General features: G+C 61.0%; 22 protein-coding genes. 6 read left to right on the forward strand and 16 right to left on the reverse strand.

The window, feature by feature from the left end; all coding sequences use genetic code 11:
• Positions 1-92: 92 nt before the first annotated feature.
• The 10 genes from WH50_RS23720 to WH50_RS23765 form a co-directional block, all read right to left on the reverse strand.
• The gene (locus tag WH50_RS23720; protein WP_110189704.1) at positions 93-542 is read right to left on the reverse strand and encodes a response regulator; all 450 of its coding nucleotides are present in this window, start codon (positions 540-542) and stop codon (positions 93-95) included.
• Positions 543-580: 38 nt separating this feature from the next.
• On the reverse strand, positions 581-2,125 hold the full coding sequence (locus WH50_RS23725) for a PAS domain S-box protein (protein ID WP_165838547.1): 1,545 nt from the start codon (positions 2,123-2,125) through the stop codon (positions 581-583).
• Between the two features lie 221 nt (positions 2,126-2,346).
• A complete protein-coding gene (locus tag WH50_RS23730) occupies positions 2,347-2,718 on the reverse strand; it encodes a MerR family transcriptional regulator (RefSeq protein WP_110189708.1) in 372 nt (123 codons plus the stop codon).
• Positions 2,719-2,733: 15 nt separating this feature from the next.
• Positions 2,734-3,216 (reverse strand): nuclear transport factor 2 family protein, encoded by a 483-nt coding sequence (locus tag WH50_RS23735; protein WP_110189710.1) that lies wholly within the window; start codon positions 3,214-3,216, stop codon positions 2,734-2,736.
• Complete coding sequence (locus WH50_RS23740) at positions 3,200-3,985, reverse strand: SDR family NAD(P)-dependent oxidoreductase (RefSeq protein WP_110189712.1); 786 nt, start codon at positions 3,983-3,985, stop codon at positions 3,200-3,202. Before WH50_RS23740 ends, WH50_RS23735 begins: the two co-directional genes overlap by 17 nt.
• On the reverse strand, positions 3,982-4,743 hold the full coding sequence (locus WH50_RS23745) for a DUF6134 family protein (protein WP_110189714.1): 762 nt from the start codon (positions 4,741-4,743) through the stop codon (positions 3,982-3,984). The genes WH50_RS23740 and WH50_RS23745 overlap by 4 nt, the downstream gene beginning before the upstream one ends.
• The gene (locus tag WH50_RS23750) at positions 4,740-5,309 is read right to left on the reverse strand and encodes a DUF3833 domain-containing protein (RefSeq protein ID WP_243410253.1); all 570 of its coding nucleotides are present in this window, start codon (positions 5,307-5,309) and stop codon (positions 4,740-4,742) included. The genes WH50_RS23745 and WH50_RS23750 overlap by 4 nt, the downstream gene beginning before the upstream one ends.
• 35 nt (positions 5,310-5,344) lie before the next feature.
• The gene (locus WH50_RS23755; protein WP_243410255.1) at positions 5,345-6,595 is read right to left on the reverse strand and encodes an SAM-dependent methyltransferase; all 1,251 of its coding nucleotides are present in this window, start codon (positions 6,593-6,595) and stop codon (positions 5,345-5,347) included.
• The gene (locus tag WH50_RS23760; RefSeq protein WP_110189716.1) at positions 6,595-7,425 is read right to left on the reverse strand and encodes a DUF1365 domain-containing protein; all 831 of its coding nucleotides are present in this window, start codon (positions 7,423-7,425) and stop codon (positions 6,595-6,597) included. The genes WH50_RS23755 and WH50_RS23760 overlap by 1 nt, the downstream gene beginning before the upstream one ends.
• Positions 7,422-8,768 (reverse strand): NAD(P)/FAD-dependent oxidoreductase, encoded by a 1,347-nt coding sequence (locus tag WH50_RS23765; RefSeq protein ID WP_110189717.1) that lies wholly within the window; start codon positions 8,766-8,768, stop codon positions 7,422-7,424. The genes WH50_RS23760 and WH50_RS23765 overlap by 4 nt, the downstream gene beginning before the upstream one ends.
• 285 nt (positions 8,769-9,053) lie before the next feature.
• On the opposite strand from WH50_RS23765, the gene WH50_RS23770 reads away from it, so the two are divergent.
• From WH50_RS23770 to WH50_RS23795, 6 genes are all read left to right on the forward strand, one after another.
• Positions 9,054-9,806 (forward strand): sigma-70 family RNA polymerase sigma factor, encoded by a 753-nt coding sequence (locus WH50_RS23770; protein ID WP_207780458.1) that lies wholly within the window; start codon positions 9,054-9,056, stop codon positions 9,804-9,806.
• Complete coding sequence (locus tag WH50_RS23775; RefSeq protein ID WP_243410257.1) at positions 9,803-10,519, forward strand: ChrR family anti-sigma-E factor; 717 nt, start codon at positions 9,803-9,805, stop codon at positions 10,517-10,519. The genes WH50_RS23770 and WH50_RS23775 overlap by 4 nt, the downstream gene beginning before the upstream one ends.
• Before the next feature lie 407 nt (positions 10,520-10,926).
• The gene (locus tag WH50_RS23780; protein ID WP_207780459.1) at positions 10,927-11,886 is read left to right on the forward strand and encodes an extracellular solute-binding protein; all 960 of its coding nucleotides are present in this window, start codon (positions 10,927-10,929) and stop codon (positions 11,884-11,886) included.
• Positions 11,887-11,889: 3 nt separating this feature from the next.
• Positions 11,890-13,587 carry an ABC transporter permease gene (locus WH50_RS23785; protein ID WP_110189721.1) on the forward strand — a complete coding sequence of 566 codons (1,698 nt, stop codon included), beginning with the start codon at positions 11,890-11,892 and terminating at the stop codon, positions 13,585-13,587.
• Positions 13,584-14,579: an ABC transporter ATP-binding protein gene (locus WH50_RS23790; RefSeq protein ID WP_110189723.1), complete on the forward strand. Its 996-nt coding sequence runs from the start codon at positions 13,584-13,586 to the stop codon at positions 14,577-14,579. The genes WH50_RS23785 and WH50_RS23790 overlap by 4 nt, the downstream gene beginning before the upstream one ends.
• Before the next feature lie 271 nt (positions 14,580-14,850).
• Positions 14,851-16,002 carry an iron-containing alcohol dehydrogenase gene (locus WH50_RS23795; RefSeq protein WP_110189725.1) on the forward strand — a complete coding sequence of 384 codons (1,152 nt, stop codon included), beginning with the start codon at positions 14,851-14,853 and terminating at the stop codon, positions 16,000-16,002.
• 141 nt (positions 16,003-16,143) lie between these two features.
• Here WH50_RS23795 and WH50_RS26475 read toward each other — a convergent pair whose 3' ends face one another.
• From WH50_RS26475 to WH50_RS23820, 6 genes are all read right to left on the reverse strand, one after another.
• Entirely contained in the window at positions 16,144-16,302 is a 159-nt protein-coding gene (locus WH50_RS26475; protein WP_165838548.1) for a hypothetical protein, read from the reverse strand.
• Between the two features lie 131 nt (positions 16,303-16,433).
• Positions 16,434-16,610, reverse strand: coding sequence for a hypothetical protein (locus WH50_RS23800; protein WP_207780460.1), 177 nt, complete (start codon positions 16,608-16,610; stop codon positions 16,434-16,436).
• 252 nt (positions 16,611-16,862) lie between these two features.
• Positions 16,863-18,644: an ABC transporter ATP-binding protein gene (locus tag WH50_RS23805; protein ID WP_110189727.1), complete on the reverse strand. Its 1,782-nt coding sequence runs from the start codon at positions 18,642-18,644 to the stop codon at positions 16,863-16,865.
• Positions 18,641-20,440: an ABC transporter ATP-binding protein gene (locus tag WH50_RS23810; RefSeq protein WP_110189729.1), complete on the reverse strand. Its 1,800-nt coding sequence runs from the start codon at positions 20,438-20,440 to the stop codon at positions 18,641-18,643. The genes WH50_RS23805 and WH50_RS23810 overlap by 4 nt, the downstream gene beginning before the upstream one ends.
• Before the next feature lie 286 nt (positions 20,441-20,726).
• Positions 20,727-22,061: an ABC1 kinase family protein gene (locus tag WH50_RS23815; RefSeq protein ID WP_165838549.1), complete on the reverse strand. Its 1,335-nt coding sequence runs from the start codon at positions 22,059-22,061 to the stop codon at positions 20,727-20,729.
• Between the two features lie 148 nt (positions 22,062-22,209).
• On the reverse strand, positions 22,210-22,479 hold the full coding sequence (locus WH50_RS23820) for a DUF2798 domain-containing protein (protein WP_110189731.1): 270 nt from the start codon (positions 22,477-22,479) through the stop codon (positions 22,210-22,212).
• Positions 22,480-22,877: the final 398 nt, after the last annotated feature.

Genomic DNA, 22,877 nt, shown 5'->3' on the forward strand with positions numbered 1-22,877 from the left:
TAGTCCACTAAACTCCGCTTTTTCGCCTGTTTCTTGTGCCCTCGGGGTATTTCCTTGTCTCGGCTGCCTCGATAACGTTTTTCAACAGCCTGTTAACGCGGTGTCCGGATCATCGGCAACTCAGCAATCTGCCAGTAGCCATCCAGAAGTTTGATAACATCGCGAAATCCGTTGGCCGCCTCGTCCTTGACGAAATATCCGGCAATATGACGGCGGTAACTGGCGGCAATGTCCTGCTCGGCGGTGGAGGTGGTCAGGACAAATACCACGGCGCTGCCAAATTCCAGGTCCTGCCGGATCAGCTGCAGAAACTCCAGTCCGTTCATCCGTGGCATCTGCAGATCCAGCAGAATGATGAAGGGTGACGGCACCAGCCCACGCTGCAACAGCTCCAGTGCCTCCTGTCCATCACAGGCGCGCAGGATGGGGTTGGCAATACGTTCTTTCTCGAAACTGCGCTGGATGCTCATGGCATCAATATCGTCATCCTCCACCAGCAACAAAGTGACCACATTGGCGCCGCGGTTCTGCACCTCCTGCATGAGCTTTTCCTCCTTTCTGTACCTGTCGGCTTAGCCTGTTAGGGTTGCCCATCATCGCTACCGGCGGGCACTGCCGGTCGTGGCCACTGCACCACCATGGTGGTGCCGCGCCCGCCATCGGAGTCGATGCGCAGGCTGCCGTGATGGTGTTCGACAATCTTCTTCACCAGCGCCAGCCCCATGCCGCTGCCTTCCACCCGGTCCCGCGGCTGCAGGGTCTGGAACATCGCCAGCGCCTTGTGATGCAGCTCCGGCGGAATGCCCGGGCCATCATCTTCGACTTCCAGCTGATAGTGCTCGTCACCAATCTGGCAGCGCACCCGGATGTTGCCGTGGCCCTGATCATGATGCTTGATGGCATTGCTGATCAGATTGTTCAGTACCGTCTCGAACGGCACACGGGGCAGCTGCAGATGGACCACCTCACCGACGCAGCTGAACCCTTCAGGCGCGCCAAGCAGGGCAAAAATTTCTGTGGTCAGATGGGCCAGCTCAATCTGCTCCACCTCATACTCGCGGCGTCCGGCGCGGGAGTAGGCCAGCAGATCGTCCAGCAGGCGCATCAGGCGGTTGGCACGCTGCTTGAGCAGCGCCAGATGCTCCTGCGAGCTGCGCGGCAACAGCTCGGCGCAATCTTCCTCAATCCAGCCGACGATTTTCTGAATGGCATTGAGCGGCGACTTGAGATCATGGGAGGCGACGTAGGCAAAGCGATCCAGCTCCTCGTTGATGCGGGTCAGATCGTCAATCTGCCGCGCCAGTATCCGCTCGGTCTGCAGGCGCTGGCGTATATCGATAATGGTCGCAATAACGCTGGTGACGGTGCCGTTGGCATCCAGCAGCGGTGCCAGTGCGACTTCGACATCAATCAGGCTGCCATTACGATGACGGCCTTTGAGATCGCGCCCGGCGCCCATCGCCCGCGGGGTCGGGTGCTGCATGTAGTGATCGCGCAGGCTGACATGATGCTGATGCAAAGGCCCCGGCAGCAGGCATTCCACCGCCTGCCCGCGCAGCTCCTCCGGCAGATAGCCGAACAGGCGCGCCGCCTGGGCATTGACCATATCGATCAGCCCGGCGGCATTCACCGTGATCATGGCGTTCGGCGAATGCTCGATGATATTGGCCAGATTGTGCTCGGCGGCCTGCAGCGCTTGCTGTTCCTGCTGCAGACTCTGCACCTGCTGGGCCAGCTGCCGCTCCGTGGCCAGCCGCTGGCGGATGTCGATGATGGTGGCGATGACGCCGACGGTTTCGCCGTTATCGTCATGCAGCGGCGCCAGCGCCACCTCCACATCGATCAGGCTGCCGCTCTTGTGCCGCCCCTGCAGATCGCGCCCGGCGCCCATCGCCCGAGGCGTGGCATGGGCCACATAACGATCACGCAGGCTGACGTGGTGTTCAGCCAGCGATACCGGCAGCAGACATTCCACCGGTCGCCCCAGCAGCTCTTCCCGGCGGTAGCCGAACAGCTCACAGGCCTGAATATTGACCACATTGATGCGCCCGGCGCGGTCTACGGTGACGATGGCATTGGGCGAGTGCTCAATGATCTTCGCGACGTGATTTTCTGCCCAGCCCATCCTTATCCCTCTCGCCATCCAGCATCAAATGCCCTGTGCGACTGACTGGACACCAACGATCTGCTGACCGTTTCTATGCACAATTGACTAAATTATGGACAGCTTTCCAATTTACGCTAACCACAGCGGTCTAGAGCGGCCGGGATAATGAGCCCTGTTCACGCACATCCCACATGGAGCCCTGTTTGCTCCCCATTAGCGGACCTGCACATGAGCAAATCTCACTTCCGCCGCGCCGGGGCGGGCGCGCTGAGCTGCTGGTAGTAGCGGATTTTCTCCTCCAGCCTGAGCAGATGCTGCTGTTCCTGGGCAATGCGTGCAGCCACCGCCTCCGCGTGCTGTTCCAGCAGTGCCTGACGTTCTGCCAGTGTGCTGTCACCTTCGGCTCGCAGCTGGGCGTAATGACAAATCTGCTGCAGCGGCATGCCGGTCTGCTTCAGGCGGCTGATAAACCCCAGCCAGTCCCGGTCACGCTCAGTAAACTGGCGATGACCACTGCGGTTGCGACGTACCTGCAGCAGGCCGATCTTCTCGTAGTAACGCAGGGTGTGGGCCGACACGCCGCACTGCTCTGCAAAGGTCTGGATATTCATCTGCTGTCCTTGTCGCTATTCATCTGCCTTGTAAGGAGGGTGAGGAACGGCTGTCAGCCTCGCTACCAGCGTACGGTTGAGCCAGCCCAGCAACGGCAGGCGGCTGTAGAAATGAGTACCGGCATCCCAATGATCAAGATGACGCAGGACGCGGCCCTGCTCATCGAAATGCAGCTCGCTGACGCCCGGAAAGCACCAGTCGCCGAGCCCTTTCACCACGCCGCTGAAGTCCCAGCGCACAAAGCACAGGGAACCGCTCCAGGCGCAGTGCTGGATGACAAACCGCGGCTCGCTGACATGCTCGATAAAGTGCTGCAAGACCCGTTGCACGGCGGCACGACCCTGAACGTGATTGAACGGATCACGAAACTCCACCTGCTCGGTCAGGCAGTCATCCAGCCCCTGCAGGCCCAGATGCAGCCGGGTGAAGACCTGCAGATAACGCTCCAGCCCCTGCTGCAACAGGCGGGCCGTCACCGCGTCAGACGGCCCGGTCATAGCCGGTCGCTCTGGCGATCAGGTAGCGGTACAGGCCCGCTGGCAACAGCCGCAGCAACCCCATCAGCAGGGCAAACCGGCGCGGGAAGCGAATTTCCGCCCGGCCACTTTGCAATCCGTGAATGATCGCCGCTGCCGCCTGTTCAGGCTCCATAAGGAAAGGCATGGGGAAGGCATTGCGATCAGTCAGCGGCGTGCGGACAAAGCCCGGATTGATAATCTGCAGCCGGATGTCGGTGTGATAGAGATCGATAGCCAGTGCCTCCAGCAGGTTATTGAGGGCCGCCTTGCTGGCACCGTAACCGGCTGCCGACGGCAGACCACGATACCCGGCCAGCGATGCCACCACGGCAATGTGCCCGGTGTTGTGCTGGATATATCGCGGCAAAATGGCCTCCAGACAATGGCAGGTGCCCATGACATTCAGTTCCAGCAGCTGACGCACCTCATCGCTTTGGAAACGCGTCGCCGGGGTGGGGTGATGGCTGCCGGCATTGAATATCACCAATTGTGGCAGGCCCTGTTCGACCTCGATCTGCACCAGCGTCTCCGCTACTGCGCTGCTGTCAGTGATATCCAGCGGATAGGCCACGACCTTGCCGGACCACAACCGGCTGCGTCTGGCCAGCGCCTGCAGCGCCTCCTCATTGCGTGCACTGGCACAGACAGTTACTCCCTGCTGTGCCAGTGCCTCGGCCAGCGCCAGACCGATACCCTGACTGGCCCCGGTCAGCCACACAGACTGCCAGGGCAAGGAATGGTTGCTCATCCGGCGTGGTCCGCGGAAGCCGGGCGGCCATCAGCCTGCTGCGCCTCAGGCAGCCCGCATTGCTGGCAGATAAACTCAATCGGTGTACCGTCCTTGCCCCTGAAACGCAGCCGCAGCCAGCGGCCTTCGCCGTCATACCAGACCTCGGTATCGTGCAGCTCGCCCTCATAGCGGTAATGTTGCGCCTGTCTCTGCTGGCCCTGTGCACTGATCACCTGCTGACCCAATGCCACGACCTTAATCCTGTTTACCTTGCCGGTCAGGGTATTGAGAACCTGTGACTGCCTGAGCACGGCGGCGTTGTAATGCTGGGTGGTCAGCATCGGCAGGGTGACAGCCAGCTCGCCATCGCTGCTGCGGCCGACCAGCTGCTGGCCCTGACGCTGCAGCGACAGCCTGAACGGCTGGCCATCATCGTTCACCGCCACCTGCAGCTGATCCAGCACGTCGCCGCTGCGACTGCGTTGCCAGACTTCTTCCGCCTGATACTGATAGCGGTAGTCCCACAGCAGTACCTTCACCTCAATGGCCATCTGCGCTTCGACACGAAAGCCACCGGCGTCGTCGTCAACAAAGCGGGTGGTGTAGCTGCCGATGGCCTGCCCCTTGCGCATCACGGTAAAACGCAGGGGTTGCTTGCCGTACAGGTGCTGCCAGTCAGGCTGAGCGGGCATGGCAGCGGCTGGCGTGGCGGCGACGCAGATCGTCGGGCCAGATACCGTCAGCATCACCAGCAGCCAGAGTAGCAGGCGACTCACGGCGTTTCACCCAGCGGCGGTTGCTTGCTGAAGAACAGCGTCACCTCGCCCAGCTCGAAACCCCATTTCGACACTTTGGCCTTGTTGATCAGCACCCCGCCCGGCTGCAGCCACATCCAGTCGTTGAAGCGCACATGCCATACCTTGTCATCCACCGGCAGCTGCATCTGGTACTGCCAGTTGAGGGCATTGCCGGCAATATGGCCGCGGGCTTCACCGATCACATCGGCCGCGGTGCCGGTGTAGGTATCATCCTGCGGCCGTCTGATTGACCAGACCCGCTGCTCACGCTGGCCGTCGTTGTAGAGAAAGCGTTCATCGAGCGTCAGCACGTCGCCATCCCAGTGGCCATCGATGGTGACCTGAAACTGCCTGCGCACCTTGCCAAAGCGATCCTGAAACAGACCCCAGGCATAGGTGCGACCGGAAAAGTACTGCTCCAGCCGCAGTTTCGGAGTCTGCCCGACAAAATCTTCGATCTTCATGGTGTTACATCCACTCAGCAGCAGACCTGTAGCCACTCCCAGCAGGCACAAAAGCGCCCCCAGCAGCCTACGCATGCGCATCAGACCTGCCCTCCCCGCTATTCATCCCACGGCGCTCAGACGTTGCGCAGCAGATAAAACCGCACGTCGATGGAACCGGCTTTGAAACCGCTTTCGCAGTAGGCCAGGTAGTAGTTCCACATCCGCCGGAAGCGTTCATCAAAGCCCTGCTGCTGCAACGCGGGCCACTGGCTGTTGAACGCCTGATGCCAGTGACGCAGGGTGCGGGCATAGTCATCACCAAAACCGTCTTCCATCACCAGATGCAGCCCGGCCGCGGCAATCTGCTCGCGCATGGCCTGCGGGCTGGGCAGCATGCCGCCGGGGAAGATATAGCGCTGGATAAAGTCGGCACGCTGGCGATAGGCAGCAAAGCGCTCGTCAGCAATGGTGATGACCTGAATCACGGCATAACCGCCGGGTTTCAGGCAGCGCCGCAGAGTGGCGAAGTACTGTGGCCAGTGCTCTTCGCCGACCGCTTCGAGCATTTCGATGGAGACGATGGCGTCGTATTGCTGGTCAGGCAGATCGCGATAATCGGTGAGGCTGGCCGACGCCCGCCCGGCAAAGCCGGTCAGCCGCTGCTGGCACCACAGCAACTGTTGCTGCGACAGGGTAATGCCGTGCCAGCTGACATCCTGCTGACTGAGCAGATGCTCCGCCATACCGCCCCAGCCGCAGCCGATTTCCAGCACCCGGTCACCGGCCTTTATTCCGAGCATGTGGCTAATGGTCTGGTACTTGTTGTGCTGTGCCTGTTCCAGACTCTGCTCAGGGCTGGCGAACAGCGCGGCCGAATAGGTCATGGTGGGGTCCAGCCACAGCCGGTAGAAGTCGTTGCCCAGATCGTAGTGGAAGGCGATGTTACGCCGGCTGCCACGACGGCTGTTGGCATTCAGCCGGTGCAGCAGCCGATGCAGCCAGGCACTGAAGGGGCTGCCGGCAAACGCCTGCTCCAGCCGTTTCTCATTGGCCATGGCCCAGTCGGTCAGGGCATGCAGATCATCACAATCCCAGTCACCGGCCATATAGCCTTCGGCCCAGCCCAGCAGCCCGCCACGCAGCCCGCGTTGTACGGCACGGCGCTGGTGGATGCGCACATGGGGTTGCGGCACCCCAGGCAGGCACTGACCCAGACTGATGTCTTCCGCGCCCGGCCAGCTCAGACTGATACGGCTGACCTGCAGCTGTTGCAGGCGCTCCAGCACCCGCCGCAGCATCCACGACGGACGTTTACCTGTGCTGGCAGTCATGGTCGGTGCGACCTTGCACAGTGACCAGCGGCTCGATTTGACGACATCGGACATCAGGGCAGCTCCTTCTTCAATCCAGAACTTATGGCAGGGGTAAGGGTGGCAGAGGCATCCAGCATGCGACCAAGGGTGATACGCGCAGCGCGCTGCGGTGGCCGGGGCACCAGCCGCACGCCCTTGAGCCACAGCCGCAGTGCCTCCCAGTGGATGGCGGCCATCACCTTGACCGTCATCAGCGGCATGGCCAGAAACTGTCGCCACAAACCGCGCTGGCTGAGGGGCTGGCGTTCGGCACTGAATACCGCGTGCAGCAGCACCCCTTCCGGGTCGGTCTGACGAATGGCTACCGACACCCGTTCCGCCGGGGGCAGGATGCGAAAGCGGTAGCGACAGTCCATATCGATAAAGGGCGAGACGTAGAACACCTTGTCGGCCTGCTGGTAGCGCACGCCCTGCTGGCGGCTCGGCTCGGCCGGAATCACATACAGATGGCGCTGGCCGAAGGTGTTGCTGACCTGATGCAGGGTGGCCTGCAGCTGACCGGCGGTGTTATAGCAGAAATAGATCGCCAGCGGGTTGAAGGCGTAGCCGAGGATGCGCGGATAACACAGCAGCTCGACCCGGGCCGGGCGCGGCAGACCGTGCCGGGCATTTATTTCATCGGCAAAGTCACGCAGGCTCTGGCCCGGCTCCAGCCCGTGATCGGCATCGCAGAGGCTGAACAGGTTCGGCGCATTGTAGGAGAAGCCCGTCAGCTGCTGATCAAGCACGGGCAACTCATCCAGATCAAACAGCCAGGCGGTCACCCGGTAGACAAAGCGATGTACGCGTGGCTTGAAGCGGTGATGCATCACCGTGCCGGGATACAGGCAGGAGTTCATCATGCTGCCCTCTGCCAGTGGCGCTGCAGCCAGTCTTCGGGCAGGGCAATGCGGTTATCCTCAGCGCGGGTCAGCCACGGGCGGCGCACACCGGTCAGCGCTTCGGCCACGGCAAGGCCCGACTGCAGCCCGTCTTCATGGAAACCGTAACCACACCAGGCTCCGCAGAACCAGGTGTTGCGCTGGCCCTGAATCGCCCACAGCTGCGGCTGATGCTGGATGGCGCGCACATCGAACAGCGGATGGTCATAGAGGAAGCTGGCGTGCACTTTATCCACCGCCGGTTGCTGTGGCGGATTCAGGGTGACGATCAGCGGCTCGGGGGTGTCCAGCTGCTGCAGCCGGTTCATCCAGTAGCTGACCGCCACCTGCTGCTCGCCCTGCTCATCGCGGTGGCCCAGATAATTCCAGCTGGCCCAAGCCCGGCGGCGCTTCGGCATCAGGCTGAGATCACTGTGCAGAATGGCGCGGTTACGCTGATAGGGGAACGCCGACAGCACATCCTTTTCATCAGAGCCGGGATCTGCCAGCAGCTGCAGTGCCTGATCGGCATGGCAGGCCAGTACCACCTGATCGAAATACCACTGATCGCCCTGCCAGTCCTGAATCAGCACCTTGCCCGGCAACCGGCGGATACTGCGCACGCCGCGATTGCAGTGCGCATGAGGGCCGATGGCATCAAGGATTTTCTGCACATAGACCCGGCTGCCACCGCAGACGCTGAACCACTGTGGCCGCTCCTTCAGTTGCAGCAGGCCGTGGTTATCGCAGAAGCGCAGGAAACTCAGGGCCGGGTAGTCGAGCATCTGCGCCATCGGCGTCGACCAGATGGCCGCGCCCATGGGTAACAGATGCTGATCACGGAAGGCATCGCCATAACCGCCCTGCTGCAGCAGCTGGCCGAGGGTGACGTGCGGGCCAATTTCGTGGCGCCAGTCGTCGGCATCACGGTAGAAATCGAGAATGTCTTTGAGCATGCCCCAGAACGATGGCCGTAACAGGTTGCGGCGCTGGGCAAACAAACCGCCCAGCGAGGTGCCGGCGTATTCCAGCTGGCCCTGTTCGAGAGACACCGCAAAGGACATGTCGGTGGCGTGGGTCGGCACCCCAAGCTGTTCGAACAGCGCCACCAGATTGGGATAGCAGCGTTCGTTGTAGACGATAAAGCCAGTATCCACCGCCGTGGTGACACCTTGTTGCGTCACCTGCACGGTATTGGAGTGGCCGCCGAACCGGTCGTCCTTCTCGAACAGCGTGACCTTGTGGCGTCTGGCCAGATGCCAGGCGCAGCTCAGGCCGCTGATGCCTGAACCTATAACGGCGATACTGAGTTGCTTGTCGATCATGGCCGCCCCTCCTTTTGCCGCTCTTACGCACCCCCTGCGCAAATGGATCAGCATCGTCGCGGATCGGCAGATCGCTGGCAGATGCGGTGACGTTAATGCTGATCCATTTTGGCGACCTCTGCGTATAGCTCTACACTTGGGACAGCACAGCTGCTTTTGCACAGAGGCAGCGCGCAGAACCTGTTCACGATCTCGCCAGCGAATCGGGTTCAGGTGCAGAGTCCCGCCAATGTTTCCCGGCCAGATACGCATAACTATCTGCCGACTTGTGACAGGGCTCAGCTCATGTGGCTTTTATCGCCTCGCCATCAGCACGCTACCCCCGCTCCGGCGGACGGGGCGGCTGTGCGCCGCCGTGGCGCGACCTTGCAACTGTGCGGCGATCACCGCCGGGATACAGGACAGTACACCATGACACTAGCCGCATCAGACGAGTCCGGCAGCGACAACCTGCAGCAGCACTGGCTGCACTGCATGGCGGCGGTGGCCGGGCAGCGCGACAAAGCCAGCTTTATGCAGATCTACGATTACTTTGCCCCCCGTCTCAACAGTTACCTGCATGGCCTCGGCGCCTCACCGGCACTGGCCGAAGAACTGGTACAGGAAAGCCTGCTCAGCCTGTGGCGCAAGGCCCATCAGTTCAATCCAGACAAGGCTGCGCTCAGCACCTGGCTGTTTCGTATTGCCCGTAACCTGTTTATCGATGCCATGCGCCGGCAGCCAAACTGGCTGCTGTCGGAACTGGATATGGAAGAGGAAATCGACCCGCACAGCCCCAGCGGTGACAGCCATGCTGACGGCCTCAAGGTACAGCAGGCCATCCAGCAGCTGCCGATGATGCAGGCGCAGGTGGTGTACAAGTCCTACTTCGAGGCCAAAAGCCACAGTGAGATTGCCGAGGAACTGCAGATTCCTCTGGGCAGCGTCAAATCCAGCCTGCGTCTGGCGTTCCAGAAACTGCGTGTGTTTCTCGGTCAGGCAGAAGGCAACCCTCCCCACGGCTATCCAGACACCAGCAGTAAAGGAGAGCCATCATGAAGACTCCGATCCGGCGCCAGAACCCGCTGGCACTGCAACCCAATCATCATCCCGACGATGCCACTCTGGTCAGTTACGCAGCGGGCGGGCTGGCCACCGCCCTGTCGATTACCGTCGCCTGCCATCTGGCGATCTGTCCGCGCTGCCGTCAGCGGGTCAGTGAAGCCGATGCCCTCGGTGGTCACCTGCTCAGCCATCTGCCCCAGCAGTCGCTGTCTGCCGAACATCGTCAGGCCATGCTGGACGCGCTGGATAAACCTGCAGCCGATGAGCCAGCTGCCGGGCACAGGGCGTCCACCGCCATAGCCAGTAAAGAGACCAGCGCAGAGGCCGACGATCTGCTACCCGCGCCCCTGCAGCATCTGCTCGGCGAGCGCTTCAGCGATCTGAAATGGAGCACCCTCGGCCCCGGCATGAAGCAGGTAAAGATGCACGTTGGCAACAGCAACCTGCGGCTGTTCAAGATCGCTCCGGGCACCTGCATGCCGCTGCACAGCCACGGCGGCAGTGAACTGACGCTGGTGCTGCGTGGTTCCTATTCCGACGAAATCGGCCGCTTCTGCCCCGGTGACGTGGCCGATCTCGACCCCGAGGTGGAACATCAGCCCATCGCCGATCGCGATCAGGATTGCATCTGTCTGATCGCCACCGATGCGCCCCTGCGTTTCCGCGGTATTGTGCCGCGTCTGCTGCAGCCGTTCTTTGGTCTGTAAGAACGGCACCGCTTTCCCTTCTGTCCGGCCTGATTCTGTCCGGCCTGATAGTGCCGGGCTTTGACGCAACGTCCGCCTCGGCGGACGTTTTTTTCTATACAGATCAAACGATTAGCGAAATAAACCAGCCATCCAAACGAGCCATGCTCAGTTTTTGTACGTCTTCAAGACTGCCTGGAAATAGCGTAATCACGCAGTGAATTTGCGCGTTTTCTACGTCTTTAGCAGTGAACACGCAAAATCATCATCAAACTGTCATGCGTTGTTCACAGTCATTTCCGACTATCGCCGCTTTCGTACGAGCGTGACACCACGCCCGTGCTGCTCTGTGCAGTTCCGTTCGATCCAACTTTTATCCGCCAGCGCCGTGGTTTATCCGCCGCGCTGGTCTGCAACTGGGGGTTTCAATGAAAAAGCTGTTCGCTGCCCTGACGGTGGGCATGGTGCTGGCCACTCCGGCTTTCGCGACTGATCATCTGGTGGTCTACAGCGCCGGTCCCAAGCCGCTGTCGTCTGGTCTGGCCAAGGCATTTGAGGCCAAAACCGGCATCAAGGTAGATCTGTTTGAAGCCACCGCGGGCAAGATCATGGCCCGTTATGAAGCTGAAAAAGCCAATCCGCAGGTGGATGTGATCATCTCCGCAGCCTGGGCCGATGCCATTTCCCTGGATCAGGCCGGTGAACTGTTGCCCTACCACTCCGCCAACGCCGCCAACGTGCCTGCCGCGCTGCAGACCCCCAACTACGTGGCTCAGGGCGCTGCTGCACTGGCCATCGCCTACAACCCCAAATCCGGCCTGCCGGCGCCGACCCGCTGGAGCGATCTGACCCAGCCCACCTACAAGGATCAGGTCACCATGCCTGACCCGGCCAAATCAGGTTCTTCACTGACCCTGGTGCAGGGTCTGGTTGCCAAGGATGAAACCGCCGCGTGGAAGCTGTTTGAAGGTCTGGCCGCCAACCAGACGCTGGTTCCCGGCCCCAACAACGCCGCCATGAACCCGGTACTGCAGGGCGCTAAAGGCGTGGTGTTCGGTGCGGTGGACTATCTGGTGATCGGCGCCAAGGCCAAGGGTGAGAGCATCGAAGTGGTGTATCCCAAAGACGGCACCGTACTGGCGCCCCGGCCGATGATGATCATCAAGACCTCGCAGCATCAGGAGGCTGCCAAACAGTTCATCGACTTCGCCCTGTCCGAAGAAGGTCAGAAACGGGTGGCCGATGAGTTCATTCTGCCTGCGCGTACCGATATTCAGGCCAAGCGTCCGGGCTGGAACGATCTCAGCATCATCGACTTCAATGAAGCCGCCGCCGCGGCCAGCGCAGCCGCCACCAAGGCCAAATTCGCTGCAATCATGATGAAGTAAGGCATGTTTCAGCTGGTCTTATCGCAATGGCAGACACAGCGCAGCCGGTGGTTGGCACCGGCGCTGCTGTGGCTGGCCATTGTCCTGCTGGTGGTCATTGTCGGTTTACCGGTACTGGCCATCCTGCTCTATGCGCTGTTTCCCCATATCAACGAGTGGTCGCTGGCCGAGCCGTTCAGTGCCCTGCTGCCAACCCTGGCCGACGGGCAGCTGCTCAGCGCCACCGTCAACTCGCTGCGGCTGTCGGCGGCGGTCACCCTGCTGTCCTGCCTGCTGGCCCTGCCGCTGGCCTATCAGCGTAATCGCATGAGTGACCGCAGCGGCCGGTGGTGGGATGCGCTGCTGATGGTGCCTTTCCTGATTCCACCCTATATCGGCTCCATGGCGTGGATGCAGCTGCTGCAGGTGAAAGGCTTCAGCGAACAGCTGCTGGGCTTCAATCTGGCACCTTATCTGTATTCCTTTCCCGGGATTGTCAGCGTGATGGCGCTGCATCTGTTTCCGATGATCTACTTTGCCGCCAGCAACGCCCTGCGGGTGGTAGGTCATCGCTATGGCGACGTGGCCCGGGTGTTCGGTGCCCAGCCCTGGCAGATATTCAGCTGCATCTATCTGCCGCTGGTGTTGCCCAGTCTGGTCTCCAGCTGCCTGATTGTGTTCATTCTCAGTATTGAGGAATTCGGCACGCCGGAAATTCTCGGCAACCGCTTTGGTTTCCATGTCATCGTCACCGCCATTCATGACAAGTTCTCTGACTGGCCTATCGATCTGCCCGGCGCCTCGGTGCTGTCGCTGATCCTGATCATCATCGCGCTGGCGGCCTACCTGCTGCAGCGCCATATCAGCGAACGCTTCAGCGCCAATCTCGACCAGCAGGTGGTGAACCCGCCGCCGCTGCGCCGTTCCCTGCTGGCCAGAACCCTGACGCAGCTGCTGTTTGCCATGGTGGCCATGCTGGCGGTGGTGCTGCCACTGCTCAGTATCTGCCTCAGCGCCCTGATGAATACCCTGTCCGGCGGGCTGCACTGGCGTAATCTCAGCCTGCAGCCGCTGCTGCGCCTGTTTGACGGCGACGGTGATGCCTGGGCGGCGATGTCCACCAGCCTCAGTCTGGCGCTGATGGCCGCCTGCTGTACGGTACTGATCGCCCTGCTGGTGGCCTTTGCCGTGGTACGCCTGCGAGCCCGCGCCACCGTATTGCTGGATTTTCTGTCGATTCTGCCCAACGCCATCCCCGGCATGGCCATTGCGGTCGGCCTGATCCTGACCTGGAATCAGCGGTTCTGGCCGCTGACTCCCTACAACACCTCACTGATCCTGCTGCTGGCCTATGTCTGCCTAATGCTGCCCTATCCCATCCGCATGCTCAGCGCTGCCCTGTGTCAGTTGCCACGTTCGCTGGATGACGCCGCCTATATCTCCGGTGCCAGCGAGCTGACCGTGATCTGCCGTATTCTGGCGCCACTGCTGGCCCCCGTTGCCCTGGCCGCAGGCTTTATCGTCTTCGCCATTTCCACCCGCGAGCTGGTCAGCTCCATTATGCTGGCGCCGCCGGGGGTGGAAACCGTCGCCACCTATGTCTTCCACCAGTTCGATCAGGGCTCCATCAATGCCGGCATGGCCATGAGTCTGGTCACCATTCTGGTGTCCGGCAGCATCATAGTCTGCGGTCAGCGCCTGCAGGGGAGAGTACGTCCATGAGCCAGCTGAGCATCCAGCATCTGTCCAAGGCCTTTGGCCACACCGCGATCCTGCGCGACATCAATCTGGAGGTGGAACAGGGCAGCTTTCTCACCCTGCTCGGCCCTTCCGGCTGCGGCAAGACTACTCTGCTGCGTATCATCGCCGGGCTGGAGCAGGCCGATCAGGGCCGTATTCAGGCCGGAGAACGGGCCTTTGTCGACTGTGCCGCGGGGGTAGAACTGCCTGTGCAGCAACGGCGTCTGGGCTTTGTCTTTCAGGATTACGGCCTGTGGCCGCACATGAGCGTAGCCGACAACGTTGCCTTCCCGCTGCAGATGGCCAGAGTCCGCCGTCACGATATTGCCGTGCGGGTCAGGGAAGTGCTGACCGCGGTGCGATTACAGCAGCATGCTGACAAGTTGCCGGAAAAGCTGTCCGGCGGGCAGAAGCAGCGGGTCTCCATCGCCAGGGCACTGGCGGCCAAGCCGGGGCTGATTCTGTTTGATGAGCCGCTGTCGAATCTGGATGCCAACCTGCGCGAAGAGCTCGGGCAGGAAATCCGTCTGCTGTCGAAGCAACTGGGGCTGACCTGCATCAACGTCACCCACGACCGCCGTGAAGCACAGATCCTGTCGGATCAGATTGCCCTGATGAAGGATGGCCTGTGCCACCAGCTTGGTGCACCGGAGCAGCTGTTCCGTGCTCCGGTTGATCTGTGGGCGGCGCGTTTTCTGGATGCCGGTAACATCCTGCCCGCTGCCACAGTGATGGGCGAACCACAGGGTACGGCGCAGCAGGTGCTGGTGCCGCGCGGCGCCTTCCGGCTGGCCGAAGATGCCCCGCTGCAGGCCGCAGTGATCAGCAGCCTGTACATTGAGGACCGCTATGAAGTGACAGCCAGCCTCGATGGCCATCTGGTCAAGGTGTTCACCCATCAGCTGTTGCAGCAGGGCCAGCCAATCCGACTGGCCGTCGATCATCAGCAGGTGCTCAGCTACACCGCTGACTGATACGGCTAACCTGTGCAGAAAAGCTGCACACATACTGCTCATTGCGTGCGCATTTAAGTGCACACATGGGTTATAACCACAAAGAACTACAACCAAAGCACTGGATATTCCCCTCGCTGGCAGAATACCGACGCAGATCAAATCTTTCTAATCTCACCCTGCTTACACTGAAACCATCACCACCCGCACGGCATTCCGCCAGCGGGCTCCGGGTAAGACTTCTACGCAGTCAGCGCTTACCTCAATTTCGAAAATAAGAGGAACGGTTGTCATGAGTATTCAGGAATTCTACGTACCTACCGTGTCACTGATGGGCCCGGGCTCCTTCTCCAAACTGCCGGAACGGGTGAACACCCTGGGCGGCAAAAAACCGCTGGTGGTTACCGACAAAGGCATGACCGCACTGGGTTACACCGGCAAGCTGGTCGAGCTGCTGGGCAGTGCCGGGATCGACGCGGTGGTGTTCGATGAAACCGTCCCCAACCCTACCGACACCAATGTGGCTGATGGTCTGGCGGTCTATCAGGCTAACCAGTGCGATCTGCTGATTTCTTTCGGTGGCGGCAGCTCCCATGACTGCTGCAAAGCCATCGGCTTGGTCGCCACCAGCGGCGGCACCATCCATGACTACGAAGGTCTGGATAAGGCCAGCAAGGCACTGCCCCCCTATATCGCGGTCAACACCACTGCCGGCACCGCCAGTGAAATGACCCGTTTCACTATCATCACCAATACCTCCAACCACGTGAAAATGGCCATCGTCGACTGGCGCGTCACGCCCAACGTGGCGATCAACGACCCTGAATTGATGGTCGATATGCCGCCTGCACTGACCGCTGCCACCGGTATGGATGCCCTGACCCATGCTATCGAGGCCTATGTCTCCACCGCCGCCACGCCCATCACCGATGCCTGCGCACTGCAGGCTATCAGCCTGATCGGCAAGTTCCTGCGCCGCGCCGTGGCCCGCGGTACCGACCTCGAAGCCCGCGACAAGATGGCCTATGCCGAATACCTGGCCGGTATGGCGTTCAACAACGCCAGCCTTGGTCACGTGCATGCCATGTCGCACCAGCTGGGCGGCTTCTACAACCTGCCCCATGGAGTCTGTAACGCCCTGCTGCTGCCGCACGTCTGCCGCGTCAACCTGATGGCACGTCAGGAACGCTTTGCTGACATCGCTGCGGCACTGGGTGAAAAGGTGGAAGGACTGTCAGCCCGCGCCGCCGGTGAACAGGCCATCGACGCCATCGTCGCGCTGTCCAAAGATGTCGGCATTCCCCAGCATCTGGCTGAGCTGGGTGTGAAGGATGAAGATATCGAAACCATGGTGGTCAATGCCCAGAAAGACGTCTGCGGCTTTACCAACCCCCGCAAACTGACCGACGCTCAGGTCGCGGCGATCTATCGCGCTGCCATGTAAAAGAGCAGAAATAACCTTGCAGAGGCGACGGGGGTATTCGGGAACCCCGTCGCGACCTACCCTGGCTGCACCGCCAATGGCTTCGGCCGGATCAGTTCTCTGGTGCACTTTGAGCCGCTCAGTCTGACTGCAGCGGCTTTTTTACTGCACTGACTTTATTGCACTGACATCAGCGGTGTTCTGCCTCACCGGCCGCCGCGCCGCCCAGTAGATGCCACAACCGATCAGCACCCCACCGAGCAGGGTTGAGGCAGCGGGCAGATGCCGGGTCAGGGCAAAGCCAATCAGCGTGGCGAACAATGGTGTCAGGAACAGGAAACCGCTGGCACGGCATCAGCCGCGAGATACAGACTGCACAGCTCCACTTCACCGGGATGGGAAGCAGCAAAGCCCGCCATCAGCAGTCACCACGACGGTCAGGCAACCGCCGTTCAGTCATCGTCGTCGTCATCAGCGACCACCGCATCGACACCGGCGCCGACTACCTTGACCGGAATCGAGACCACATCCACCGCCAGACTGGCCGTGGAACCCACCGCACTGACCACTCCGCAGCCCTGCGCCACCAGTAATATTCCACCCAGCAACAGCCAACCCAGTAGTTTCACCCTGACCCCCGAGGAGAATATTTCCGACCTCAAGGGTTATCCCCGCAAATGATGACCAACGCAACCGCGTTGACATTTTTTCCTGCATTGAGGAGGGATCAGGGTCAGCCTGCAGAATGACAGGTAAGTATTCACTTTCCGTTAAAGACCAGTGAGGTCGGAATCTTTCCGGCGCCAGTGGCTGGTCTGTGGCCTGCCGCTGAAAGGGAAGCAAAGAAAAGGAACAGGCTGGTGACGGCCAGCCCTGTCCCGTCACGCCAGCATTTCTTCCAGCTGGCGCCCCTGCTGCTGCAGGCGGTACATGCGCTGATAGCGGCCATCCGGCAGACGCATCAGCTCGGCATGGCTGCCGGACTCGATGATCTCCCCCTGCGCCAGCACCAGAATGCGGTCGGCATCCTTGATGGTAGACAGCCGGTGCGCCACCACGATCAGGGTCACCTGACCACGCAGGGCATGCAGCGCGCGCTGTACAACCTGTTCGGTTTCACTGTCGATATTGGCGGTGGCTTCATCCAGCAGCAGAATGCGCGGTTTGGCAGCCAGTGCCCGGGCGATGGCCAGTTGCTGACGCTGGCCGGTCGACAGCCGCGCACCGCGCTCACCGAGCAGGGTGTCGTAGCCCTCCGGCATGGCCAGAATGGTGTCATGCAGATGGGCTGCGCGGGCCGCCGTCTCGATAGCCTCGGCTGACAAGCCGCGATTCATGTCGATATTGTCCCGTACCGTGGCTGCCAGCACAAAGGGTTCCTGAGGAATCAGACCCACACCGTCGCGCAGGGTGTCGTGCTCGTAGTCAGCCAGCTCCACGTCATCAATGCGGATGCTGCCGTCCTTCACCGGATAGAAGCCCAGCAGCAGGCTCAGCAGTGTGCTCTTGCCACTGCCGGTATGACCGACGATGGCCAGCCACTCGCCGGAGCGAATGCTGACATTGAGCTGGCGCAGCACCGGATGCTTGTTGTCGTAGCTGAAGTTGAGCTGGGCGATATCAATCTGACCACGGCGGATCGGCGCCGTTACCTGTCCGAAGCTGCCTTCTTCATGATTGAGCAGACGCTGCACCCGTTCGCCCGCCACCATCGCCTGCTGATAGAGGTTGAAGCGCTGGGTGATCTCCATCAGCGGCTCGGTAAAGCGGCTGAGATAGCTGACAAAGGCGTAGAGCACACCGATCTCGGCGCCACCGAGCAGGGACTGGCGACCAAACACCCAGATCACCCCGGCCAGAATCATCACGCTGAGCATATCGATGGCGGGCCGCAGCAACAGCGCGCCGATATGCACGGTGCGCATCTTGGCACTGTAGAGATCTTCATTGGTGGTGCTGAAGCGGCCACGGAAACGCGGCTGCTGGTTGCTGGCCTGAATGATGCGCATGCCCTGAATCGACTCACCCAGATTGGCATTGATATCCGAGCGCAGCTGGCGGCTATGCTCCACCGCCGGGCCACTGACCCGCTGATAGACGTAGATGATGCCGAGCACGGCCGGAATCAGTGCCACCGCGATCAGCATCAGGTGCACATCGAGCAGCGCCATGGCCACCAGAATACCGAGCAGGGAAATGGTATTGCCCAGCACCGTCGACAGGAACTGCACGTACAGATCCTTGATCGCCTCGGTGTCATTGGTAATACGGCTGACCAGCTGGCCGGTGACGGCATGGTCGAAGTACGACAGTGGCAGGCGCATGACCCGGGCAAACACCCGTTCACGGATGTCCTTCACCGCTTCCAGCGCCATGGCACTGAATTTCAGGGTCTGCTGATAACGCAGCACCGCCGCCAGCGTCTGGCTGGCCACATAAGCCAGCAACAGCCCGGCAATGGCAGAGAAGACAAACTGGCCCTGAGTGAGGTAGTTGTCGATAAACACCTTGGCCAGCATCGGCCCGCTGACATCGGCTGCGGTGGCCAGAATCAGCAGGATGATGGCTTTGACCAGCAGCGGCTTGTCACGATAGACGTAGCCCAGCAACAGTTTGAAGGCGCCCTGCGACGGGCTGGTGCTGGCAGATGTGGGCTGGCTCATTGGCTGCTCTCCAGCAGATCGGCGGCATCGGCCTGACTGTCGTGGTGGCGATGATCGCCCATCTTCTCCTCCAGCTCCTGTTCCAGCTGCTGATAGCTCCACATCCGCGCGTACCAGCCCTGTCGGGCCAGCAGAGCCTGATGATCACCCAGCTCACGCTGTTCGCCATGGATCAGCACCAGAATCTGTTGCGCTTCTTCCACTGCCGACAGACGGTGGCTGATGATCAGGGTGGTACGGCCACGACGGGCGCTGCGCAGGTGACTGAGAATGGACTGCTCGGTATGCACGTCTACGGCAGACAGTGCATCGTCCAGCACCAGAATCGGCGCATCCTGCAACAGCGCACGGGCAATGGCGATACGCTGACGCTGACCACCGGACAGCGTCACCCCGCGCTCGCCCACCAGCGTGTCGTAACCATCGGGGAAGCGCAGGATGTCCTGATGAATAGCCGCCAGTCTGGCCACCTGTTCCACCTCTTCACGGCTGGCCGATGGCCGGGCCAGAGCAATGTTCTCAGCAATGGTGGCGGTAAACAGGAAGGGGTCCTGCGGGACGTAGGCAAACTGCTCGCGCAGCGCGTCCAGACGATAGTCCTGCAGGGGCTGCCCGGCCAGTGACAGCTGGCCTGCAGTGGTTTCCAGCTGGCGCATGATCAGCTGGATCAGGGTCGACTTGCCGGCGCCAGTGGGGCCGACAATACCGAGCTGGGTGCCCGCCGGTACCTGCAGGTGAATATCCTTCAGGGTCGGCTGCTGCTGATAGCTGAAATGCAGGTGCTGCAGCTGGATCGACGGTTCGCTGAGGGCCTGCAGCTGGCCCTGATCAGCGAGGGTATCCGGCTCCTGCAGCAGGCTGTCGACACGCTTGTAGGCCGCACTGCCGCGCTCGATGATGTTCATCAGCCAGCCCATGGCAAACATCGGCCAGATCAGCTGACCCAGATACATGGTGAAGCTGGTGAGCTGGCCGACGCTCAGCTCACCCCTGCTGATCAGCCAGGAACCAAAACCCAGACTGAGCAGAAAGGCGGACGACATCGACAGGTAGATCACCGGGTCATACCAGGCCTCGGTGCGCTGCACGGCAAAATTGGCGCTGGCCGCCTCACTGGCAATGCGATTGAAGTCCTGGCTTTCCTGCTGCTCACGGCCCATGGCCTTGACCAGCCGGATACCGGAAATGGCTTCCTGAGTACGGTCATTGAGGTCGGAAAAACGCTGCAGCGAGCGCTGGAAATGCCGGTGCATGATCTTGGAAATGCGGTAGAAACCCCAGGCCATGAAGGGGAAAGGCACCAGCGCGACCAGTGCCAGCCGCCAGTCGATGACGGCAAACATCATCACCAGTACCAGCACAAAGGTCAGCAGACCGTCGAAGCCGGACAGCACCCCTTCACCGGCGGCCATCTCGATGGCGTCAATGTCATTGGTGGCACGGGCCATCAGATCGCCACTGCTGTGACGGTGATAGAACGCCGGGCCGAGAAAGGTCAGGCGCTCATAGAAGCGGCGACGCAGTTCGGTCCCCAGCCGGTAGGAAGAGCCATAGAGTTTGACCCGCCAGCCATAACGGAACAGGTAAACCACCACCCCCACCGCCAGCAATGTGCCGACCCGCAGCGACAACTGCGCGTAAGTCAGAGTGCCATCGCGCAGCGCATCGACCGTATGGCCCGTGATGTACGGCACACTCATATTCAGCACGGCCACTCCGGCCAGCATCAGCAGCGCCAGCGAATAGGCGCGCCAGTGGGCCTGGAAGAACCAGCGCAGTTGTTTAAACAAATCCATAACCGATCCGAACGTTGCAGGGGCGTACTGTCAGCCGTCAGTCACTTGTGGACAGTGCTGACAGCGCGCCGAAAATCAGGGCTGTGAGTAATCTGCGGTGCTACCGGTATCCATGGCATGTGGATAAAACCCTGCCAGACACCGCCGCTTGTCATGACTGTGGATAAAGCAGTGACGATGGCGATCAGACAACATCGTGCGCTGCACAGTAGCCGACGACAGGCCACGCTGCCACCCTTATGCCGTCAATGGGGACTGGCAACAAGCGGCAGCGGTGAAAAGACCCTCAGGCAGGCGAACGGAATTCACTGAACAGCGCCTGCACATCCAGCTGTACCCGCAGTCTGGCGAACAGCAGGTATAACCCGGCCAGCTTGCGATGCAGGAACAGCGCATCCACCGGCGGGGTATGCCAGTAACCCTGACGCATGCTGAGACGGGTGCCTGCGGCACGAATGCGCTGGGCCAGATCAGTGGCAGCAAAGTCATACGACCCGTGCTGCCGCAGTGGCTCGCAGGCCAGAGTAAACAGCTGCAGCACCGCCGCCTGATGCTCCGCCGGGACATCGGCGCGGAAATACCCGATTGCCCGCGCCGCCTCGCCCATCGCCGCGGCATCCTGCAAGATTGCAGCGTTGAACAGCGCCCGGTAGGCCTCGCGTACTTCAGGCCGGTAATAACGCACCGCGCCGAAATCGAGCAGCACCAGCTGATCGCTGTGCGCGTCATATAAGTAGTTGGCGAAATTGGGATCGGTCTGCACGCTGCCCCAGTCAAACAGCTCACGGAAGCACAGGCTGAGCAGATCAGCTGCGGCCTGATTGCGCTGCAGGGCGGGCATCCGCGCCAGCGTCTCGATCGGCTCACCGGCCTCGAAGCTCATGGTTAGCACATCGCCATTACTCAGCCCGTCGATGATCGACGGCACCCGGAAGCGGGGCTGCAATGCCAGCCGCTGACCATAGGCGCGGGCATGATCGGCTTCCAGCCGGTAATCGGCCTCGGCGTGCAGCTGAATCTTGGCCTCCTCCAGCAGGCTGTGGATATCCAGCTGTTTCGGCAACAGCCCGCTCACCCTAAGCAAGGTCGCGACATTATCCACATCCGCATCGATGCTCTGGCGCACACCCGGATACTGCACCTTGATGGCCAGCACCTGGCCGTTGTTATCCACAGCCCGGTGCACCTGACCAATGGATGCCGCGGCAATGGGAGTAAAGCCGAACTGGCGGAACTGCGCTTCCCAGCCCTTGCCCCAGTGCTGCTCAAGGATCGCCGCCAGCTGCAGCATCGGCATGGCATGGCCACCGGCCCGCAGTCTGGCGAGAATCTGGCTCAGCTCCGGCGGCAACAGATCACCGGCATCCATCGACAGCAGCTGGCCAACCTTCATCGCTGCCCCGCGCATGGTCGCCAGAGTATCAGCGACCCGTCGGGCATTGCCGGGCGTCAGCAACAGATCAGCAGGTTTAGGCAGATTGCCCTGACTGAGCTGACGTACCCCTTCAGCCACCATACCGCCTGCCACCCGGGTCGCCAGCCCACCCAGACTGGCCAGTCGCGACAGACGACGGGCAGGGATGGCACGGTGTTTGGGATCAGACGGATTACGATCAGACATGGGCAATCTTCCTTATTGCGGGCACTCGGCCATTAACAGCCAATAGCAAACAGACATCAGCATCAGACGCCTGTTTATAGGCTGTCTGCGCTGGCTTTCCAATCAGGCTGAAACCCACTGTGTCGCTTTGCCCGATAATGCCGATCACTCAGTGCGGGTGCACCAGAGCCGCCGTCATCCGTCTTACCACCGGCAGTACCAGCAGCAGGGTGGGAAAGGTAATCACCCAGGAAATCAGCCAGGCGCTGAGCCACAGCTCGAGCGCAAACTCTGCCAGCCCGACACCACGCAGGGTACTGACCAGCGACACGATGCAGGTCATCAGGATCGGCAGGAAGAACGGCATCACCAGCCCGGCATAGCGGGCAGGCAGCTTGCGCCCGCCCAGCAAGGAACGGGGAGAAGGGGTATTCGACATGGCATGGCTCCAGAAACAGTTAGCAGGCTGTCAGGGCAACGCGGCCCGTTTCGCACCCAGCTGTATGTCGGTATAGCCGCTGTGCGGCTGGTGTGGACAGCCGCACAACCTGCAGTGAGCGAAGCCGGATGCTAGCGGCTTGCTCAGCGCAGAACAATCGACGGCCAGACAGTTGCGGCATTTGCGACAATACTTGCTGGAGCCCATCGACTCCGGTCTGGCCCACCATTGACCATGCAAAGTCTGTAACTGGTTGAACGGCCAAATGTTTCACTGTTTATCATAAGCCTCGCAGGCCAGAGTCAAGCGGGTAAGATTGTGCACACTTTATGAAAATGCCATTGGGATAAGGTTGTGTGAACGCTGCTCTGCCATGACAAAACATCGTCTGGCCGGAA

It is taken from the genome of Pokkaliibacter plantistimulans (assembly GCF_003194385.1).
In the GTDB taxonomy this organism is placed as follows: domain Bacteria; phylum Pseudomonadota; class Gammaproteobacteria; order Pseudomonadales; family Balneatricaceae; genus Pokkaliibacter; species Pokkaliibacter plantistimulans.